Annotated in this window: 14 protein-coding genes; 3 read left to right on the forward strand and 11 right to left on the reverse strand. The window is 61.2% G+C overall.

All coding sequences use genetic code 11. The features are described 5' to 3' along the window. Positions 1-4 precede the first annotated feature (4 nt). The 11 genes from DCY11_RS16110 to DCY11_RS03985 all read right to left on the reverse strand — a co-directional run bounded on the left by DCY11_RS16110 (position 5) and on the right by DCY11_RS03985 (position 13,758). Positions 5-277: a DUF6455 family protein gene (locus DCY11_RS16110; protein WP_045365375.1), complete on the reverse strand. Its 273-nt coding sequence runs from the start codon at positions 275-277 to the stop codon at positions 5-7. A gap of 117 nt (positions 278-394) precedes the next feature. Next, positions 395-1,582, reverse strand: a complete 1,188-nt coding sequence (locus DCY11_RS03940; protein WP_052464153.1) for an NnrS family protein — start codon at positions 1,580-1,582, stop codon at positions 395-397. A gap of 109 nt (positions 1,583-1,691) precedes the next feature. Next, complete coding sequence (locus DCY11_RS03945) at positions 1,692-2,399, reverse strand: Crp/Fnr family transcriptional regulator (RefSeq protein WP_045365371.1); 708 nt, start codon at positions 2,397-2,399, stop codon at positions 1,692-1,694. A gap of 120 nt (positions 2,400-2,519) precedes the next feature. Continuing rightward, the gene (locus DCY11_RS03950; RefSeq protein WP_045365368.1) at positions 2,520-3,353 is read right to left on the reverse strand and encodes a peptidylprolyl isomerase; all 834 of its coding nucleotides are present in this window, start codon (positions 3,351-3,353) and stop codon (positions 2,520-2,522) included. 5 nt (positions 3,354-3,358) lie between these two features. Next, the gene (narI, locus tag DCY11_RS03955; protein WP_045365366.1) at positions 3,359-4,105 is read right to left on the reverse strand and encodes a respiratory nitrate reductase subunit gamma; all 747 of its coding nucleotides are present in this window, start codon (positions 4,103-4,105) and stop codon (positions 3,359-3,361) included. After that, positions 4,102-4,812, reverse strand: a complete 711-nt coding sequence (gene narJ, locus DCY11_RS03960) for a nitrate reductase molybdenum cofactor assembly chaperone (RefSeq protein WP_045365364.1) — start codon at positions 4,810-4,812, stop codon at positions 4,102-4,104. The genes narI and narJ overlap by 4 nt, the downstream gene beginning before the upstream one ends. Continuing rightward, the gene (narH, locus tag DCY11_RS03965) at positions 4,812-6,332 is read right to left on the reverse strand and encodes a nitrate reductase subunit beta (protein WP_108681333.1); all 1,521 of its coding nucleotides are present in this window, start codon (positions 6,330-6,332) and stop codon (positions 4,812-4,814) included. Before narH ends, narJ begins: the two co-directional genes overlap by 1 nt. Further along, entirely contained in the window at positions 6,329-10,081 is a 3,753-nt protein-coding gene (locus DCY11_RS03970) for a nitrate reductase subunit alpha (RefSeq protein ID WP_108681334.1), read from the reverse strand. Before DCY11_RS03970 ends, narH begins: the two co-directional genes overlap by 4 nt. A gap of 444 nt (positions 10,082-10,525) precedes the next feature. After that, complete coding sequence (terL, locus tag DCY11_RS03975; RefSeq protein WP_108681335.1) at positions 10,526-11,968, reverse strand: phage terminase large subunit; 1,443 nt, start codon at positions 11,966-11,968, stop codon at positions 10,526-10,528. Continuing rightward, positions 11,961-12,449, reverse strand: coding sequence for a DUF5681 domain-containing protein (locus DCY11_RS03980; RefSeq protein WP_108681336.1), 489 nt, complete (start codon positions 12,447-12,449; stop codon positions 11,961-11,963). Before DCY11_RS03980 ends, terL begins: the two co-directional genes overlap by 8 nt. Then, entirely contained in the window at positions 12,433-13,758 is a 1,326-nt protein-coding gene (locus tag DCY11_RS03985; RefSeq protein ID WP_371515041.1) for a site-specific DNA-methyltransferase, read from the reverse strand. The genes DCY11_RS03980 and DCY11_RS03985 overlap by 17 nt, the downstream gene beginning before the upstream one ends. A 510-nt stretch (positions 13,759-14,268) precedes the next feature. Between DCY11_RS03985 and DCY11_RS03990 the strand changes: the two genes are divergently transcribed. Genes DCY11_RS03990 through DCY11_RS04000 form a run of 3 tightly spaced genes read left to right on the forward strand, consistent with a single transcriptional unit; the run spans position 14,269 to position 17,156 of the window. Continuing rightward, positions 14,269-14,889: a DUF3489 domain-containing protein gene (locus DCY11_RS03990; RefSeq protein ID WP_045365350.1), complete on the forward strand. Its 621-nt coding sequence runs from the start codon at positions 14,269-14,271 to the stop codon at positions 14,887-14,889. A 4-nt stretch (positions 14,890-14,893) separates the two neighbouring features. After that, positions 14,894-15,400 carry a DUF2924 domain-containing protein gene (locus DCY11_RS03995; RefSeq protein WP_108681337.1) on the forward strand — a complete coding sequence of 169 codons (507 nt, stop codon included), beginning with the start codon at positions 14,894-14,896 and terminating at the stop codon, positions 15,398-15,400. Continuing rightward, a complete protein-coding gene (locus tag DCY11_RS04000) occupies positions 15,393-17,156 on the forward strand; it encodes a recombinase family protein (RefSeq protein WP_108681338.1) in 1,764 nt (587 codons plus the stop codon). Before DCY11_RS03995 ends, DCY11_RS04000 begins: the two co-directional genes overlap by 8 nt. Positions 17,157-17,309 lie beyond the last annotated feature (153 nt).

Genomic DNA, 17,309 nt, shown 5'->3' on the forward strand with positions numbered 1-17,309 from the left:
GCCCTCAGCTGTCGAGTCTAGGGCAAGACCGGAAGAACGCGACATTGGGACAGAAATCCGCGGCCCTTCTTCCCCCGTCACCGAGCAGCCAGCGGCGGCATACCCCAGCATGCTGACAGTAGCGGCACTTGGCGCGTGCCTCGATAAAGGCAAGCCCGCCATCCACGCGTATCGCCGCAAGGACATCGACCCCTTGCGCCTCCATCATCTGATCCATCAAGGCGTACCGTTGACTTAGCTCCTCCTTGGTGGCCCACAACAACCTCGAGTTTGGCATCACGCACCTCCTTGTTCCGCATACGCGGCTATTGAGCGCGGTCCCTTAAAAGCAGCTCCGCCGCTTCGGGTCGTTGCTCCGCGACAAACTCGCGGCCGAAAGTTGTTGGCTTCCCGCCTAGCCGGCATGCTCCACACGCCGCCCGAGCAGCATTGGCCCATATTCGAGAACAAAGAGCATGAAGGCGGCGATCCAGGCTATACCCGCAGCCGTCACCAACGGCCCGTGGACTTCCGGAACGAGCCCGGCGCCGATGCGCAGCAGCGCCGCCGCCACGACGGCGCTATACATGAGGATCGTGAGGGCCGAAGCGCTAAGAGGCCGTCCAGTGTGACCACGTGATGCACGAGTCATGATGGCAAGGGTCATCAGTCCGATGGCGCCCACGGTCCATGCGTGAAGCGGTTCAGTGCCGGCAAAGCTGTTCGGGACGAGCACCGCGATCGCCCCTAGAAAAAAACCGAGCGGAACGAACGCGTAGCCGAGGTGGAGAACAAAGACGAGCGGCTCGCGCCAAGTCTGCAGGCCGGTCCAACGCCATAGGCGTACACAATGCAGGAGCGCGGCCCCCAGGAACAAGACGCCGGTCCCGGCGGCTCGCGGAACGACAATCCACGAGATGAGGGCGGCAGCCGAAGCGAGCAGTGTCACCACATCGAAACGGTCGAACGAGACCGGGAGGCGCTTGGCTTTGTTTCGCATCAACCAGGTGTGCGTAAAGCTGGGAACGACGCGCCCGCCGATCAGCATGATCAGTCCGATGAGGGCCGCAATCCCGACCCGGCTCCCATAGTTGGCGCTTCCTGAGGTCAAGACCTCTGCGTGAAACGCTATATCTGCCGCCGCGAGAAACGTGACAAGGATGAGCGGCTTGAGATTACGCCAATTGCGCCCGACAACAACCTCACGCGCCATCAACACCAAGAGACACGGCAAGAACAAGCTATCGAGCACGACGGCCGGGAGCGGGCCGATGGTCCCAGTTACAAGGAACGCTAGGCGCGCCACGCCCCACAGCGTGAATATCAGAGCCAACCGCCAGCCCGCGACCGGGAGACGGCCTGTCCAATTGGGGACAGCTGTCAGGAGAAATCCCGCAACGACCGCACCCGTATAGCCAAAGATCATCTCATGGGCGTGCCATGCCAGAGCACCGTAGCCCTGGCCCAAGGTCCACAGTCCGGCAAGCGCGCCGATCCACAGAGCCACGGCGACGACCGCCCAAAACGCCGACCCCAGGAAGAATGGCCGGAAACCATAGGTAAAAAGCGCGAAAGCGCTATCCCGCTCGAGTCTCCGCTGCATCGTCCGTGGGACTCCATCCTCCCGGTTCAAACGGACGGATAGTAGCGGCGGAGCGGGTCGCCAAACTTGCTTCAACGCAAGCTCGGTTTCAGGTGCAAGGATTCGCCACCTACTCTTTGCCGCTAGGGGCCTGCTCGGCCAAGTGCGACAGGCCTTCGACATCGCTGACAACGACTTTTCGGCGCCCGATCGTGACAAGGCCCTCGCTTTCCCACCCGCTGAGAATCCGGCTGACGCTGTGGAACGTCGTTCCGGACGCCTGGGCAAGATCCTGTTGGGTGATGGGGAAATCAATCATGACGCCCTCCTCCGTGCTACGGCCGGACTGGGCGATGAGCCGCAACAATGTGTGGGCCACACGCCGTTCCACCTCCTCGGTCGACAGTTCCTTGACCCTGGTATGGGCTTCCTGGAGCCGGTCCCCCATCATCCGCATGACGTTCAACGACATGGACGGATGAGACGTCATGAACTCGTCCCAAATATCGCTCGGCCAGACGAGGGTGACGCTGTCGATGACAGCCGTCGCCGTCGCCGGGTAATCCTCCCGGCTCAGCGCCTTGGCAATGCCGTAGATGTCGCCGGGATTGACGAAGCGGATGAGGACCTGTTGTCCGCTGGGGGTGACCTTCACCACTTTGAGCCGGCCGTGCAGCAACACGAAGAAGGACTTGGTCGGCTCGCCCTGCCGGAACACCGCCGTTCCTTTCGGGATGCGCTGCGCCTTGGCACGGGCGATAACATCGTCCAGCTCGCCCACATCCATTTCGGCAAAAACCGGCAAGGCCTGGATCAGGCTACGGTCCAATTTCGTCATCCCGCCGGGGCCTTTCTGCTAGGTGGCCCCATAGGGTAGCGACCGCCGTGCCGAAAGGTCAAACGTCTACCGTCCCAGGGCCAGCGGCAAACCGGCCCAGGCAGCGGCTCCGGCAGACTCTTACCCGCTCGTGCTGACCTGATGGGCTTCGGCACCGGCGAGAATGACACCCGCGATCTCCGCCTTCGAAACTAGGCGGGCGATAAATTGGGCAGCCGCTCGACGGACGACGCTCTCCCGGAGATAGTCCGCGATTCGGTCGGAGACCAGTTCGAACGGCAGTTCCTGTCCTTCGATCCGGCGATCCAGGCGGATAATGTGGACCCCGTAACGGGTCTTCACGGGCTTCTGGCTGATCGCGCCAGGGGCCAACTCAACGAGGGCCTCCTCGAATTCCGTTGTGGTCTGACCGGCTGTTATTTGACCGAGATTTCCGCCTTGGGCCGCCGACGGGCAGGCCGAGTGAGCCCGCGCCAAGTCGCCGAACCGGGCAGGCTGGGCCTGCAACTCTTCAAGGACGAGGTTGGCCGCGCGTAGGGCCGCCGCGAAGTCTTCCGCGCTGTCCTCTCGTGCTGGAAATAGAATGTGCGCGGCCTCGTAGATCGGTTCCGAGTGAAAGCGGCGCCTGTTGTGCTCGTAGTAGCGCCTGCAGCTTGTTTCGTCCGGTTCCGGTGTCGCGACCTCGCTCTCGATCAACTCTCGGACAAGGGCCTCTTCCTCGGCCTCGCGGCGTCCGCTCGTGTCCGTGCGGGGCGTCGCCGCAATGCCGAGGCGGCGCGCCTCCTGGAGCAACAGTTCGCGGACTACGAGCGCATGCGCTGCCGCCTGCCACGCCTCGATCGGTTTGAACGCCGGATGGTGCTGCGCTTCGCGGGCGATGGCGTCGTGCGGAATCTCCACGCCATTGACACTGACGGGACTGCGCTCCGGGAGCGTATGGGCGGCGCACGTCACTGTACTCACTCCGCCGGCATGGGTCGATCGCCGGGGCGGGGCGGTGACATCCCGTGTCGCCTGCCCTGCTCACGGGTGCGAACCACCTGATAGCCGCGCCGCCCAAGATACCAGACCGGCGCGCTCCAGATATGGACGAGGCGCGTGAATGGAAAGACCAGGAAGATTGTCATGCCGAGAAACAGATGCAGCTTGAAGATGGGATTGACGTCGGCGACCAGCGCCGCCACGTCAGGCTGCAGCGTCATGATCCCTTGTGCCCAGGTCATGAACTTCAGCATCTCCCCGCCATCCAAATGCTCCAGCGAGATCGAAATGGTGGCCAAACCTAAGATCAGCTGAACGTAGAGCAACAAGAGAATTGCTATATCGCCAAAGGAAGAGGTGTTGCGGATGCGTGCGTCAAACAGGCGCCGGTGCACAAGCAGCGTCAGCCCGATAAAGCAGGCGATGCCCGAGATACCGCCCACCACGATGGCCATCATCTGCTTGAAGCCGTGAGAGATGCCGAGAAAGTCGAACACGGCTATGGGCGTCAGCAGGCCAACCAAGTGGCCGAGGAAGATGACGAGAATACCAACATGAAAAAGGTTCGAGCCCCAGGCGAGCTGCTTGCGCCGCAGGAGCTGGCTCGATCCCGACCGCCATGTGTATTGCTCGCGGTCGAAGCGCACCAGGCTGCCAATCAGAAAGATTGTAATGCAAAGATACGGGTACCACCCAAAGAGAAGCTGATTGATGGTGGCGTTCACGGCGCTTCTCCCTTCATCGGCATGTCGGCAACCGGGCGCCGGCCGGCGCGGATTTGCGCCACGAGACGGTCCTTGCAACTCGGTCCGGCGTCGGGGCCAAAGGTCACCGCCTCCTCCTCCCACTGAGCATCGAGCGCGGCGAAATCGTTCGGATCGGCGTCGGGACCTTCGGGCACCACTTCTATATCCGCCGTTTCGGGGGCCGGCGTGGCGAGCGCCGCCAGCGCCCGGAACACGGCCTCGTACGGCGCGTCCCGTTTATGCAGACGCTCGGCAAGCGCGTTCAGAATATGCGTTGTCTGCCCCAGCATCTGCAGGGCGTCAGGCAATGGCAGCGTCGACAGAAATTCGAGAAATGCCGGCAGGTAGTCCGGAAGCTCACTCGCGCTGAGCGTCAGCCCACTCTGTTCGTACTGGGCCTTGAGGTCGATCATCGCTTGGCCGCGGTCGCGACTTTCACCATGGACATGCTCGAAAAGGTGTAACGACAAGGACCGCGTACGATCGAACAGTTCGACGTAGCGCTCCTGCAGGTCGTAGAGGTCGCCTGTCGCCATCTCCTCGATCAGTGCGTCAAGCAAAGGCCGGCTCTCGGGCGGCAGAAGGTTCTCTTCGTCGAGAGCCATTCTCAGTTCGGGCGCCGCATCGACAAGGGCCGCTTCGGGATAGCCAAGCAGGGCCGACAAGACCTTGAGGGTTTTCGTCATTAGCCAACCTCCAGGGGAGTCTTGTGCTTCTTCGGCGTGCCGAACAGGTTGGGCTCCGACGTTCCGCCCGAGCAACCATTGCCGAAGGAAAACCCGCAACCGCCGCGAATATCGTAGGCGTCCTCGGTAAGCTCGCGATGAGCCGTGGGAATGACGAAGCGATCCTCGTAGTTCGCGATCGCCATCGTCTGGTACATGTCGTCCATCGCGTCCGTCTCGAGACCGACCCGGCGGGGAATGCTCTCGTCGATCACGCCATCCACGGTCTTCGCCCGCATATAGGCGCGCATGGCGAGCATGCGCTCAAGCGCCGTCGCCACTGGCTCCTCTTTTCCGGCCGTCAGCAGATTGGCGAGATATTTGAGCGGAATCCGTAGACTGCGGACATCGGGCATCTCGCCGTCATGTCCGATCTTGCCCGCCTCCACCGCCGCGTTGATCGGCGACAGCGGTGGCACGTACCAAACCATCGGCAGCGTGCGGTATTCCGGATGGAGCGGGAAAGCCACTTTCCAATCCATCGCCATCTTCCACACCGGTGAGTGGACTGCGGCTTCGAGCCAATTATGCGGCACGCCGTCGGCCTGCGCTTGCGCGATGACCTCGGGATCGTTGGGATCCAGAAAGATCGAGAGCTGCGCTTCGTACAGATCCTGCTCGTCGGCGGCGCTGGCGGCTTCTTCGATGCGATCCGCGTCGTAGAGCACGACGCCGAGATAGCGGATGCGGCCGACGCAGGTCTCGGAACAGACGGTGGTGAGCCCGGCCTCGATGCGCGGGTAGCAGAAGATGCATTTCTCCGACTTACCGCTCGACCAGTTGTAGTAGATCTTCTTGTACGGACAGCCCGACACGCACATGCGCCAGCCGCGGCACTTGTCCTGATCGATGAGGACGATGCCGTCCTCCTCGCGCTTATAGATTGCGCCGGACGGGCACGCGGCGACGCAGGCCGGGTTGAGGCAATGCTCGCACAGCCTGGGCAGGTACATCATGAAGGTGTTCTCGAACTGCCCGTAGATCTCCTTCTGCACGCCCTCGAAATTGACATCGGCCGAGCGCTGCTCGAACTCGCCGCCGAGGATCTCCTCCCAGTTCGGGCCCCACTTGATCTTCTCCATCCGCTCGCCGCTAACGAGAGACCGGGGGCGCGCGGTCGGCATGGCCTGCATTTCAGGCGCCTTTTGCAGGTGCTCGTAGTCGAAGGTAAACGGCTCGTAATAGTCGTCGATCTCCGGCAGGTCTGGATTGGCGAAGATGTTCGCGAGCACGCGCCACTTCGAGCCGATGCGGGGCTCGATCTGGCCGTTGCGTTTGCGCCGCCAGCCTCCGTTCCAGCGGTCCTGGTTCTCCCACTCCTTGGGGTAGCCAATGCCCGGCTTGGTCTCGACGTTGTTGAACCAGGCGTATTCCATGCCTTCGCGGCTGGTCCACACGTTCTTGCACGTGACCGAACACGTGTGACACCCGATGCACTTGTCGAGATTCAGCACCATCGCGATTTGAGCACGGATCTTCATTCTGCGGCCTCCAGGTTAGCGCTGTCGGAAGCCTGGTCCGCGGCCGGACGCTCCAGCCAGTCGACATCAGCCATCTTGCGTATAATGACGAACTCGTCGCGGTTAGACCCGACGGTGCCGTAGTAATTGAAACCGTAGGATTGCTGGGCATAACCGCCGATCATGTGTGTCGGCTTCACCACGGTGCGCGTCACCGAGTTGTGGATGCCGCCGCGCTGACCGGTCTGCTCGGAACCCGGAACGTTCACGATCTTCTCCTGCGCGTGATACATCATGCACATGCCTTCCTTGACGCGCTGGGAAACGACGGCGCGAGCGACGAGCGCGCCGTTCGTGTTGAAGGCCTCGATCCAATCGTTGTCGACAATGCCCGCTTTGGCGGCATCGACCTCGCTGATCCATACGATTGGACCGCCGCGCGAAAGCGTCAGCATCAGGAGATTGTCTGTATACGTGGAGTGGATGCCCCATTTCTGGTGGGGCGTAATGAAGTTCAGCACGACGGTTTTGTTGCCGTTCGGTTTGCGATCGACAACCGGTTTCACCGTCTTCGTGTCGATTGGCGGACGGTAGACGCAGAAGCCCTCGCCGAAGGCCCTCATCCAAAGGTGGTCCTGATAGAGCTGCTGGCGGCCGGTGAGTGTCCGCCACGGGATCAGCTCATGGACATTGGTGTAGCCCGCGTTGTAGCAAACGATCTCCGACTCAAGACCCGACCACGTCGGCGAAGATATGATCTTGCGCGGCTGCGCCACGCAGTCCCGGAAGCGAATTTTTTCGTCTTCCTTGTGCGTGGCGAGGTGAGCGTGTTCGCGGCCTGTTGCCTTGCTCAAGGCCTCCCAGGCCTTGACCGCCACCTCTCCGTTTGTCTCCGGAGCCAAGGTCAAAATCACCTCGGCGGCATCGATATCTGTGTCGATCCGCGGCAGCCCCTCCGTCGGTCCGTTCTCAACGGAACCGTTGAGTCTTTTAAGGAAGTCGACCTCGTGCTCCGTGTTCCAAGCGATGCCCTTGCCGCCATTGCCGAGTTTGGTCATCAGGGGCCCGAGCGACGTGAACTGCCGATAGAGGTTGGGATAGTCGCGCTCGATCACGGCGACTTGCGGCATGGTCTTGCCGGGGATCGGTTCGACCTCTCCGCGCTTCCAATCCTTGACGTCGACCGCCTGGGCGATCTCGGAGGGCGTGTCGTGCAGGATGGGCGTCAGCACGACATCGGTCTCTTTGCCGAGAACCTCGGGGGCAACCTCGGAAAAGGCCTTGGCGATGCCCTTGTAGATTTCCCAGTCGCTGCGCGCGCCCCAGACCGGATCCACGGCCGAGGTCAGCGGATGGATAAAGGGATGCATGTCGGAGGTATTGAGGTCGTTCTTCTCGTACCAAGTCGCGGTCGGCAGCACGATGTCCGAGTACATACACGTCGTCGACATGCGGAAGTCGAGAGTTACGAGGAGATCGAGCTTTCCTTCCGGCGCCGTGTCGTGCCAGACGACGTCCTCCGGTTTCTGCTTGCCGTCTTGGCCAAGATCCTTGCCCATGACGCCGTGCGACGTGCCGAGCAAGTGCTTTAGAAAGTACTCGTGGCCTTTGCCGGACGAGCCGAGCAGGTTCGAGCGCCAGACGAAAAGATTGCGTGGCCAGTTCTTCGGGTTGTCCGGATCATGGCAGGACAGCGCCAGGTCGCCGGACTTCAGAGCCGACGCGACATACTCTTTCGGCTCCATGCCGGAGGCCTTGGCCTTCGCGGCGATCCCCAGAGGGTTTTCCTCAAGCTGCGGCGCGGACGGCAGCCACCCCATGCGTTCGGCCCGGACATTGTAGTCTATCAGCGCGCCGTCCCAGGGCCCGGCCGGCGCCGTGGGAGACAAAATCTCTTTCACGTCCAGCGTCTCGTAGCGCCATTGATCAGTGTGGGCGTACCAGAACGATGTCGAGTTCTGCTGCCGCGGCGGGCGCGCCCAATCTAGCGCGAAGGCAAGCGGCAGCCAGCCCGTCTGGGGGCGGAGCTTCTCCTGACCCACATAGTGCGACCAGCCTCCGCCGGACTGACCGACACAACCGCACATCACCAGCATGTTGATGACGCCGCGGTAGTTCATGTCCATGTGATACCAATGGTTCATCGCCGCGCCGATGATGATCATGGAGCGGCCATGCGTCTTCTCGGCGTTCAGTGCGAATTCGCGCGCCACCGCGACGATCTTGTCACGCGATATGCCGGTGATCTTTTCGGCCCAGGCCGGAGTGTACGGCATATCGTCGTCGAAACTCTTGGCGACGTTCCCGCCGCCGAAGCCACGGTCGACACCGTAGTTAGCAAGGAACAGATCGTAGACCGTCGCGACCAGCGCCTCGCCGTCGGCGAGCGCGACGCGCGTCACCGGAACCTTCCGCTCCAACACGCTATCGTGGTCGCTCGAGGTGAAATGTTCGTGCTCGATATTGCCGAAATACGGGAAGGCGACGTCCGCCATCTCGTCCGTGTGATCCGAGAGTGTCAGGCGAAGCTTGACGTTCGACTCGTCCGACTTCTTCTCCTCGAGGTTCCACTTGCCTTGTTCGCCCCAACGGAAGCCGACCGAGCCGAGCGGGACCACGACGTCCCCTGATGCCTCATCGATCGCGACGGTTTTCCACTCCGGATTGTTGGTTTCGCCGAGCGCTTTGTCGAAATCGCTCGCCCGCAGGAACCGCTCCGGCACAAGCCTGCCATCCTGTTTCACCAGCCGGACAAGCATGGGCATGTCGGTATATTTGCGGACGTAGTCGCTGAAATATTCCGCCTGCCGATCGACGTGGAACTCCTTGAGAATGACGTGGCCCATGGCCATGGCCAGCGCCGCGTCCGTTCCCTGCTTCACGGACAGCCAGAGATCGGCGAACTTCGAGGCCTCGGAATAGTCCGGCGATACGACGACGCTCTTGGCACCGCGATAGCGGGCCTCGGTGTAGAAGTGAGCGTCCGGTGTCCTCGTCTGCGGTACGTTGGAGCCCCACAAGATGAGAAAGCCGGAATTGTACCAGTCGGCGCTTTCGGGCACGTCGGTCTGCTCGCCCCAGGTCTGCGGCGATGCCGGCGGCAAGTCGCAATACCAGTCGTAGAACGACATGCACACGCCGCCCAGCAGCGACAGGTAGCGCGAGCCCGCCGCATAGCTCACCATGGACATGGCCGGGATGGGAGAGAAGCCGACCACGCGGTCGGGCCCATAGGTTTTCGCCGTATACGCGTTAGCGGCGGCGATGATTTCGTTGACCTCATCCCAATCGGCGCGGACAAAGCCGCCAAGACCGCGTTTCCTGACGTATGAATCCCGCTTCGCGGGGTCTTCAACGATCGAGGCCCAGGCGGCGACGGGTGGACGCGCGCGACGCGCCTCGCGCCACGCCTTGAGCAAACGCGAGCGCACGAGCGGATATTTCACGCGGTTGCCGGAGTACAGGTACCAGGAGTAGCTCGCGCCCCGGGAGCATCCGCGCGGCTCGTGATTTGGGAACTCGGGCCGCGTGCGTGGATAGTCGGTCTGTTGCGTCTCCCACGTAACAATGCCGCCTTTGACGTAGATCTTCCAGGAACAGGAACCGGTGCAGTTGGCCCCGTGTGTAGAGCGAATGATCTTGTCGTGCTGCCAGCGTTTGCGATAGCCATCCTCCCAACGTCTGTCTTCGCGCGTGACGACGCCGTAGCCGTCGGAGAAGTCGTCGACGACCCGATCGAAGAAGGTGAGACGATCGAGAAAATAGCTCATGCGTTTCCTCCCCGTTCAGCGGCCGCCGAACCGGTTGTTGCACGTATGTCGACTACGCAAGTCAATCGTGGCCATGCCTTGCCCTGACGCCACCAGGAGGTGCTCCGCAGGGCTGAATTCCCCGTCGAGCGATCTAAGTCTGACTGTTTGAGCCGCGTGGAACGTTGATGGCCATCAAGTTGGAAACCGATGAACTGACTCCGGCGATTCCAGTACGAGACGTAACAAGAGCCACCACAAGAACCCACGCGAAATGTCCGCTTCAGGTCAGGAGCAGACATCGGGATCCGAATTTTCGGCGTCTGGTTAGTACCACTGAGCCGACATTGCCGACCTAGGGCTCGATGCTGGCCCAATCCCACAGGGAGACACCTGTGGATGGGACTCACGGATCGCCTGCTCATGGCAGGACTGGTTTCCGAAGCCGTCGAAGCCCGATCTCTGTTAGCACCTCACCGTGGTGCACCGAATTCTGCCTTTGGCGGTGAATGCTCGGTCCAATGCTTGCGTGAGGGCATCGACCTGATCCTTATGTTTGCTCGCAGGAAATGCCATGAGCTCGTGTCGGAAGTCGTCAAGCCACCCCGCTTGCCGCGGCAGGTATACGGAGCCGGCCTCGATCCGCGCCGTGTGCGCTGACATGCGTAGCACCTTGTCCTGAGTCGGCTTGACGCCGATGGCGTGAATGCCCTCCCTTTTCAGGTCTTGGATTAGGCTCATCCCCGATCCCTTCTCCTCAATGACCAGGGAATACGAACGCGGCAGCTGCCAACGGCGATGCATCTCGATAACTCGACGCCGCAGATCAGGATAGTCGAGCCGCTCTCGCAAGACATCGAGGATCCACACCGTCTCGCCTCGTGTCTGCAGCACGATGCAGGCAGAGTAGTCCGCCAACTCCCCCGCACTCATCGCCGTGTCCCAACTGACAATCAGCTTATCGCCTGATTGCCAAGCAGGAGGACTGTCATAGAGTGGAAACCACGACCACTTGATGAGGTTTCCACTTGGGGCCACGGGTTGCTGCTGGTACTGCGCGGCAAAGTCCAAGGAACCCATCGTGTGCTTTAGGTCGGCCAAGACCTTCTCGGAGTCGCGAGTAGGGTGCAGTAACTCGCCCACCCTGCGTCGGTAGACTCTGTCCTCCCCGATCCGCACTTCATCGTCCGTCTCTGCAATGGCAGGAAGCCTCAGCTCGGTCCAGCCGTCTTGTTCGAGGAGATGGCCAACGAGGTCGTCCACATGCAGGCGCTGCATCACCACGATAATGGCATCATCGGCTTTGCTGTCGAGGCGCGGGACGAGGGTGTTGGCGTACCACTGCTTGAGGTTCTCCCTCGCGTTCTCGGAGTGGGCATCCTGTGGCTTCATAGGGTCGTCGATGATGAGCAGATTGCCTCCGCGGCCGGTTAGCGTTCCTCCCACCGATGTGGCGTAGCGGAAGCCTCTCGCGGTCGTCATGACCTCGAGCTCGGTATCCTTGGCCGCACTGACGCGCGTTGATCTGAAGAGGTTCAGGTAGAAGGGCGAGCGGACCAAAGCTCGAAAGTCATTCGCATGCTTTCGGGCAAGGCCCTCGGAATAGCTGACGCAGATGATGCGGCGCGTTGGATCGTGACCGAGAACGAACGCCGGAAAGGCTACAGATGCGCAGATCGACTTCAGGCTGCGGGGCGGGACGGTGATGATCAAGCGCTTGATCTCCCCGTCTAGCACGCGCGTCAACGCATCGGCGATTGCCTCAATATGCCAGTTCGGCTGAAACCTATCGCCCGCCGAGACAATGGGGAAAGCCCTCTGAACGAATGAATAGAGATCTTTGCGAAAAATGGCGTCCAGGTCACATGGACGAAGGCCTTTCAGAAGGCTGGTTCGTGCTTCACTCATTCTCTGACTCCAGATGGACTGTGGCTTGGCTGGAACCGGAATCGTCTTCTTGCTGGCTGTTCTGCATCGCCAGCGCGCCGTGACGTCTTAGGAACTCCTCGACGATCAGGGCGTCGTCCTGCCCGACATTCTCCGTTTCTGTCGGCTCCGCTACGTCATCCATGAAACCAGCCAATCTCAAGAGCTGAAGGACTGACGCAAAGGCCTTGTTGTCGTTCATGAGCGCGTTGGTGAGCGTCATGCGGATGAGAGCCTCCTGTTTCGATACACGCCGCGTACGATCTCCCTCACGAACGTGTACTTTCTCTGCGAGCACGTCCTTGAGGATGGTCTTGAAGTTTCTGTGCCCTTTTGGGCGTCCCTTCGGATTGCCCGACTGACCCGGCTTGAACTGCGCGTGCTTCGGCGGCTTCTGGTATCCGACTTCGTAAGAGGCGGAATCCCGGGTTCCACGACTTCTGTTCTTACGCTTCCCCATCATTCGCCCCCTCGCTGGCCGCTTCGTGCAGCCGCTGACGCTCGCTTGCGACTTCCTCGAAGGTCTGGCCTGTGCCGTGGAGAGTCGCATCGCGCCGTGTGAACGCCTGCCATCGACGAACGGCGACATCGACATATTTGGGTGCGAGCTCGATCGCAAAGGCGCGCCGCCCGACGCGTTCCGCGGCCATGACCGTCGTACCGGCACCACAGAAGGTATCCAGCACGGTATCCCCGCGGCGAGTGCAGTCCTTCAGCGCATCGACCACCATCGCGATCGGCTTGACTGTCGGGTGTGCTGCAAGATCGTCCATGCGGCCGGACCGAAAGCTGTTCGCGCCGGCGTAGTGCCAGACATTCGAGCGCGAACGCCCGTGCCGGCCGAGTTGAACATTGTTGCGGTGTGGTTCAGCACCGACGCGGAACACGCCGATGAGTTCGTGCTGGCTACGATAGAAGCTTCCCTGCCCCGCATTGGACTTTGCCCAGACAACAAGATTCAGCATGGCGCCATACACGCCCCGGCCAGCGCAGACCAATTCCTCTACATGTCGCCAATCCATGCACACGAAGTGGACGGCCCCGTCCCGGGAAACGGCGGAAGCAACGCTGAGGGTTTCTTGGAGAAACTCGATAAACTCGGGACGAGACATCTCTCCGGACGCCATCGCGAACTCGTCATGCTTGGTCCGTCCCCGCCCTACGATGTCTTTTACTCGGACGTTGTAGGGTGGATCCAGGAACGCCATAGCGGCGCGTTCCTTGCCCATGAGAAGGCCGATTGAGCCGATATCCCGTGCGTCTCCACACAGAAGACGATGAGCGCCCAGCTGCCACAGGTCTCCTGGTTTGCTGACGATGGGTTCGGCCTCCCACGCAGACTCCAACCTGTCTGCTGGATCCCTGCTGTCCGTCTCAAAGTCAGCGACGATTTGGTCGATCTCGACCGCCTCAAAGGCAGTAATAGAGATATCCAGGTTCTCCTCGATCAGGAGATCGGTGAGTTCAGGGATCTCGGCGGCTAGCCGTTCGCGATCCCACCCCGCATTTTCTGCAATCTTATTATCGGCGATGAGAAGCGCGCGTTTCTTAGCCTCACTCAAACCGTCCAGAACGATGGCCGGCGCCTCCTGAAGACCGAGCATCCTGGCAGCCTCCAGGCGCCCATGGCCGGTGATGATCAGCCCGTCTTCGTCAATAAGGAGTGGCACGACGAAGCCGAATGCCGTGATGCTCTTCGCAATCTGTCGGATTTGCTTCTTCGAGTGGGTTCGCGCATTGCGCGGATTGAGCTTGAACGTGCTCAAGGGCACGGATTGGATTGTCGGCATGACGTCCTCCATCACGCTTGGGCGAAGACGCACGAGTGACGTCACCCCAAGCAGGGTTCAAAAATTCAGTTCTGAAGGATTCAGGCCTTGGCTCGTGGCAACTGAGCGCTCTGCGATCTCAGTGACCTTACCGATCGCCTCTGGCGACCATGAGTTCGTGGACTCTGGCTCTGCCTTGTCCGTGGCAGGCTCTGCCCACCCAGCCAAAGACCGGCTCGGAGTGCAGTGAAACATTGCTTCCACTGCCGACTGGGCTCCGCCCATTCGTACCGATTCGGCCTGCCAACTAGAATGATGTTGCCCTCGTTCAAGTCAAGGGGTCTCACTCTACGGACGTCAGTGCCGGATTTTGCTGGACTTCCCTTCTAAAGAGAGCGTGCATGCAGGCAGCGAGCACCTCGCCTCCGTTATTGTCCTCCCCCGGCCTGCGGGCTGGGCTGTGGGCAGTGGAAGCGCCGGCATCGGGCCGGTGCGCCATGATGGAGGCAACCCATGCCCAAACCCAAAACACAAACTCCAAAGCTCAACGACACGCAGCTCGTGATCTTGAGCGCCGCGGCCCAACGCAGCGATCATGCGCTGTTGCCCCTTCCCCAAGGCCTGAGCCTGCAAGGCCCCGCACGCGCCAAAGCCATCACGACCCTGCTCAAACGAGGTCTGATCGAAGAGCGCCGTATTGCCGACGGCGCCCTTGAATGGCGACGCGACGAAGACAGCAGTGCCTACGGCCTTTTCCTCACGACAGCTGGGCTTGTGGCACTCGGAATTGATGAGACCGAGAAGGACCAACGCGCAACGGCGGTCGCCCCTGACAAAGGCAAAGCAGAGGCCGCATGCCCGCGTCGCAACGTGAAGAAGGCGCCATCGGCAGCGCCCAAGAAGCGCTCTGCGTCTCCACAAAGCAAACAGGCTCTCGTGATCACAATGCTACGCCGGAAGTCGGGCGCCACCATCGATGACATCGTCGCCGAGACTGGCTGGCAGCCGCATTCAGTGCGCGGTTTCTTCTCAGGAGTCGTCAAGAAGAAGCTCAAGCTGCCGCTCGTCTCCGAGGTCGGCAAGAAGGGCGTGCGGCGCTATCGGATGGCCACGGCGGAATCCCATAAGGCTTAGAACCATGTCGGGAAACACATACGCTCGGTCGCGCCGAAAACGGCGCGGGCCGGTAACGGCTCAGGTCGAGGCGGATCTCGCCACTCGGGTTCGCGCCCTGCCGCGCTCCCCGAGGGCTGAACTCGAAGCTGAATGGCGTCGCCTGTGGAGTCCCACAGTGCCGCGCCATGCAAGCCGCGCCTTCCTCGTCCGCGCGGTAGCCTACGGGATCCAGGCGGAAGTCTATGGAGGACTCGATGCCGAGACGCTGCGGCTCCTCAAGAAGGCCGGCCAGGCGAAAGGCAAACCGTCACGACCGCAGCCGCGCCGCTTGAGCAAAGGCACGAAGCTCTTTCGTGAATGGCACGGCGAGACGCACGAAGTGCTCGTTCTCGAGAAGGGCTTTGCCTGGCGTGGCCGAACCTATCCAAGCCTCACCGCTGTCGCTCGTGCGATCACCGGCACCAACTGGAACGGCTGGGCCTTCTTTGGGCTCAAGCGCCGCAGCACGGAGACGCCTGCAGATGGGTGAGATCAACAAGCGGTCCAAGCGCATCCGTTGCGCCATCTACACCCGCAAGTCCTCCGATGAGGGGCTCGAGCAGGAGTTCAACTCACTCCATGCTCAACGGGAGGCTTGCGAGTCCTACATTGCCAGCCAGCGCCATGAAGGGTGGCATGCTCTTTCCGCCCACTATGACGATGGCGGGTATTCCGGCGGGACCATGGGCCGCCCCGCGCTCAAGCGCCTTCTTGCAGATATCGCTGCAGGTAAAGTGGATACCGTCGTCGTCTATAAGATCGACCGCCTGACACGATCTCTGTTCGACTTCGCGAAGATTGTAGAGGCCTTCGACGCCAAGGGCGTGTCATTCGTCTCGGTGACGCAGGCCTTCAACACCACGACATCCATGGGTCGGCTCACCCTCAACGTTTTGCTCTCCTTCGCCCAGTTCGAGCGCGAGGTCACGAGCGAACGTATCCGCGACAAGATTGCGGCCTCCAAGAAGAAGGGCATGTGGATGGGTGGCGCCGTGCCGCTCGGCTACGACGCCATCGATCGGAAGCTCAAGATCAATGCCGATGAGGCCAAGACAGTCAGGCATCTGTTTGCGCTCTACCTCGAGCTGGGTAGCGTCCGAAAGCTCCAAGAGAAGACCCACCGTCTCAACCTCAGGACCAAGGTCCGCACCCTAGCCGATGGACGCCGGCTAGGGGGCACTGACTTCAGCCGCGGGCATCTGTATCGCATCCTCTCGAGCCCGATCTATCTCGGCCGCATTCCGCATCGCCAAACCAGCTACGACGGAGAACACGACGCAATCGTCGATGCTGAGACCTGGGACAAAGTTCAGGCTCTCCTCGCTGCCAACGCCGGTCGAAAGCGCGGTCGGACCAGTTCGAAGCACCCGAGCCTGCTCGCAGGTCTCCTATTCACGGCAGAAGGCGTGCCGTTCACGCCCTCCCATGCGGTCAACCACGGGCGGCGGTACCGGTACTATGTCGAGCGGTCGCTCCTGGCACCTCGGGCCGCGGCCGCCAAGAAGGCTAGCGCCGCGAATGAGGAAAACGAGACCGGGCTCGTATCAAAAGGCTGGCGCCTTCCCGCGCATGAGATCGAGAAGCTTGTGCTCGACCAACTCTCCGCATTTCTGAAAGACCGCGTCGCGGTGCTTGATGCCTTGGCTTCAATGAAGAAGTCGCCGGACGTGGTTACTGCTGTGCTCGCGCGCGCATCGAAACTGACTTATGCGTGTGAGGCTGGCGCTCCTTCAGGAAAAGCAGAAGTCATTGCCAATCTCGTGCGACGCATCGTGGTGGCGCAGGACACGGTGACGATTGAAATTGCACGGAACATGCTAACGGCGCGGTTGCTCGATCAGGAAATCGCCCACGCGTCACTAGCGAAATGCCGTGGCACGATCACGCTTGAGGTTCAGGTGAGGCTTCGGCGGCGGGGCGTCGAGGCCAAGTTGGTTGTCTCAGATCAAGGGCACGCCAATTCTGTGCCTGATGCCAACTTGGTCAGGGCACTCGCGCGGGCACATGAATGGTTTGGCCAGATCGTTCGAGGCGAGGCGGACGGGATCGGCGCTGTCGCATGCGCTGAACGCCTCGATCGGACCTATGTGACCCGCATCATCTGTTTGGCTTTTCTGGCGCCAGAAATGACCACGGCACTACTGGAGGGGCGGCAGCCGGCGGAGCTGACAGCAAAGCGGCTCATCAGATCAACCGCCAGCATTCCACTTTTTTGGATGGACCAATTGCCGTTGTTGTCCACCTAGGTTCTAAACCCAATGTTCGCGCCCCGTAATCCTACTGAGGCGGCCAAGAGAGTAATTGCTCGCTTGATCTTTGCACGACAGCTGGCCGCACCGGCAATGGTGTAGGAGCACGTCACGTCGCAACCCAGATTTGGCAAGGCTAGCTCTGGCCTA

The sequence above is a fragment of the Methyloceanibacter sp. wino2 genome (assembly GCF_003071365.1).
GTDB lineage: Bacteria > Pseudomonadota > Alphaproteobacteria > Rhizobiales > Methyloligellaceae > Methyloceanibacter.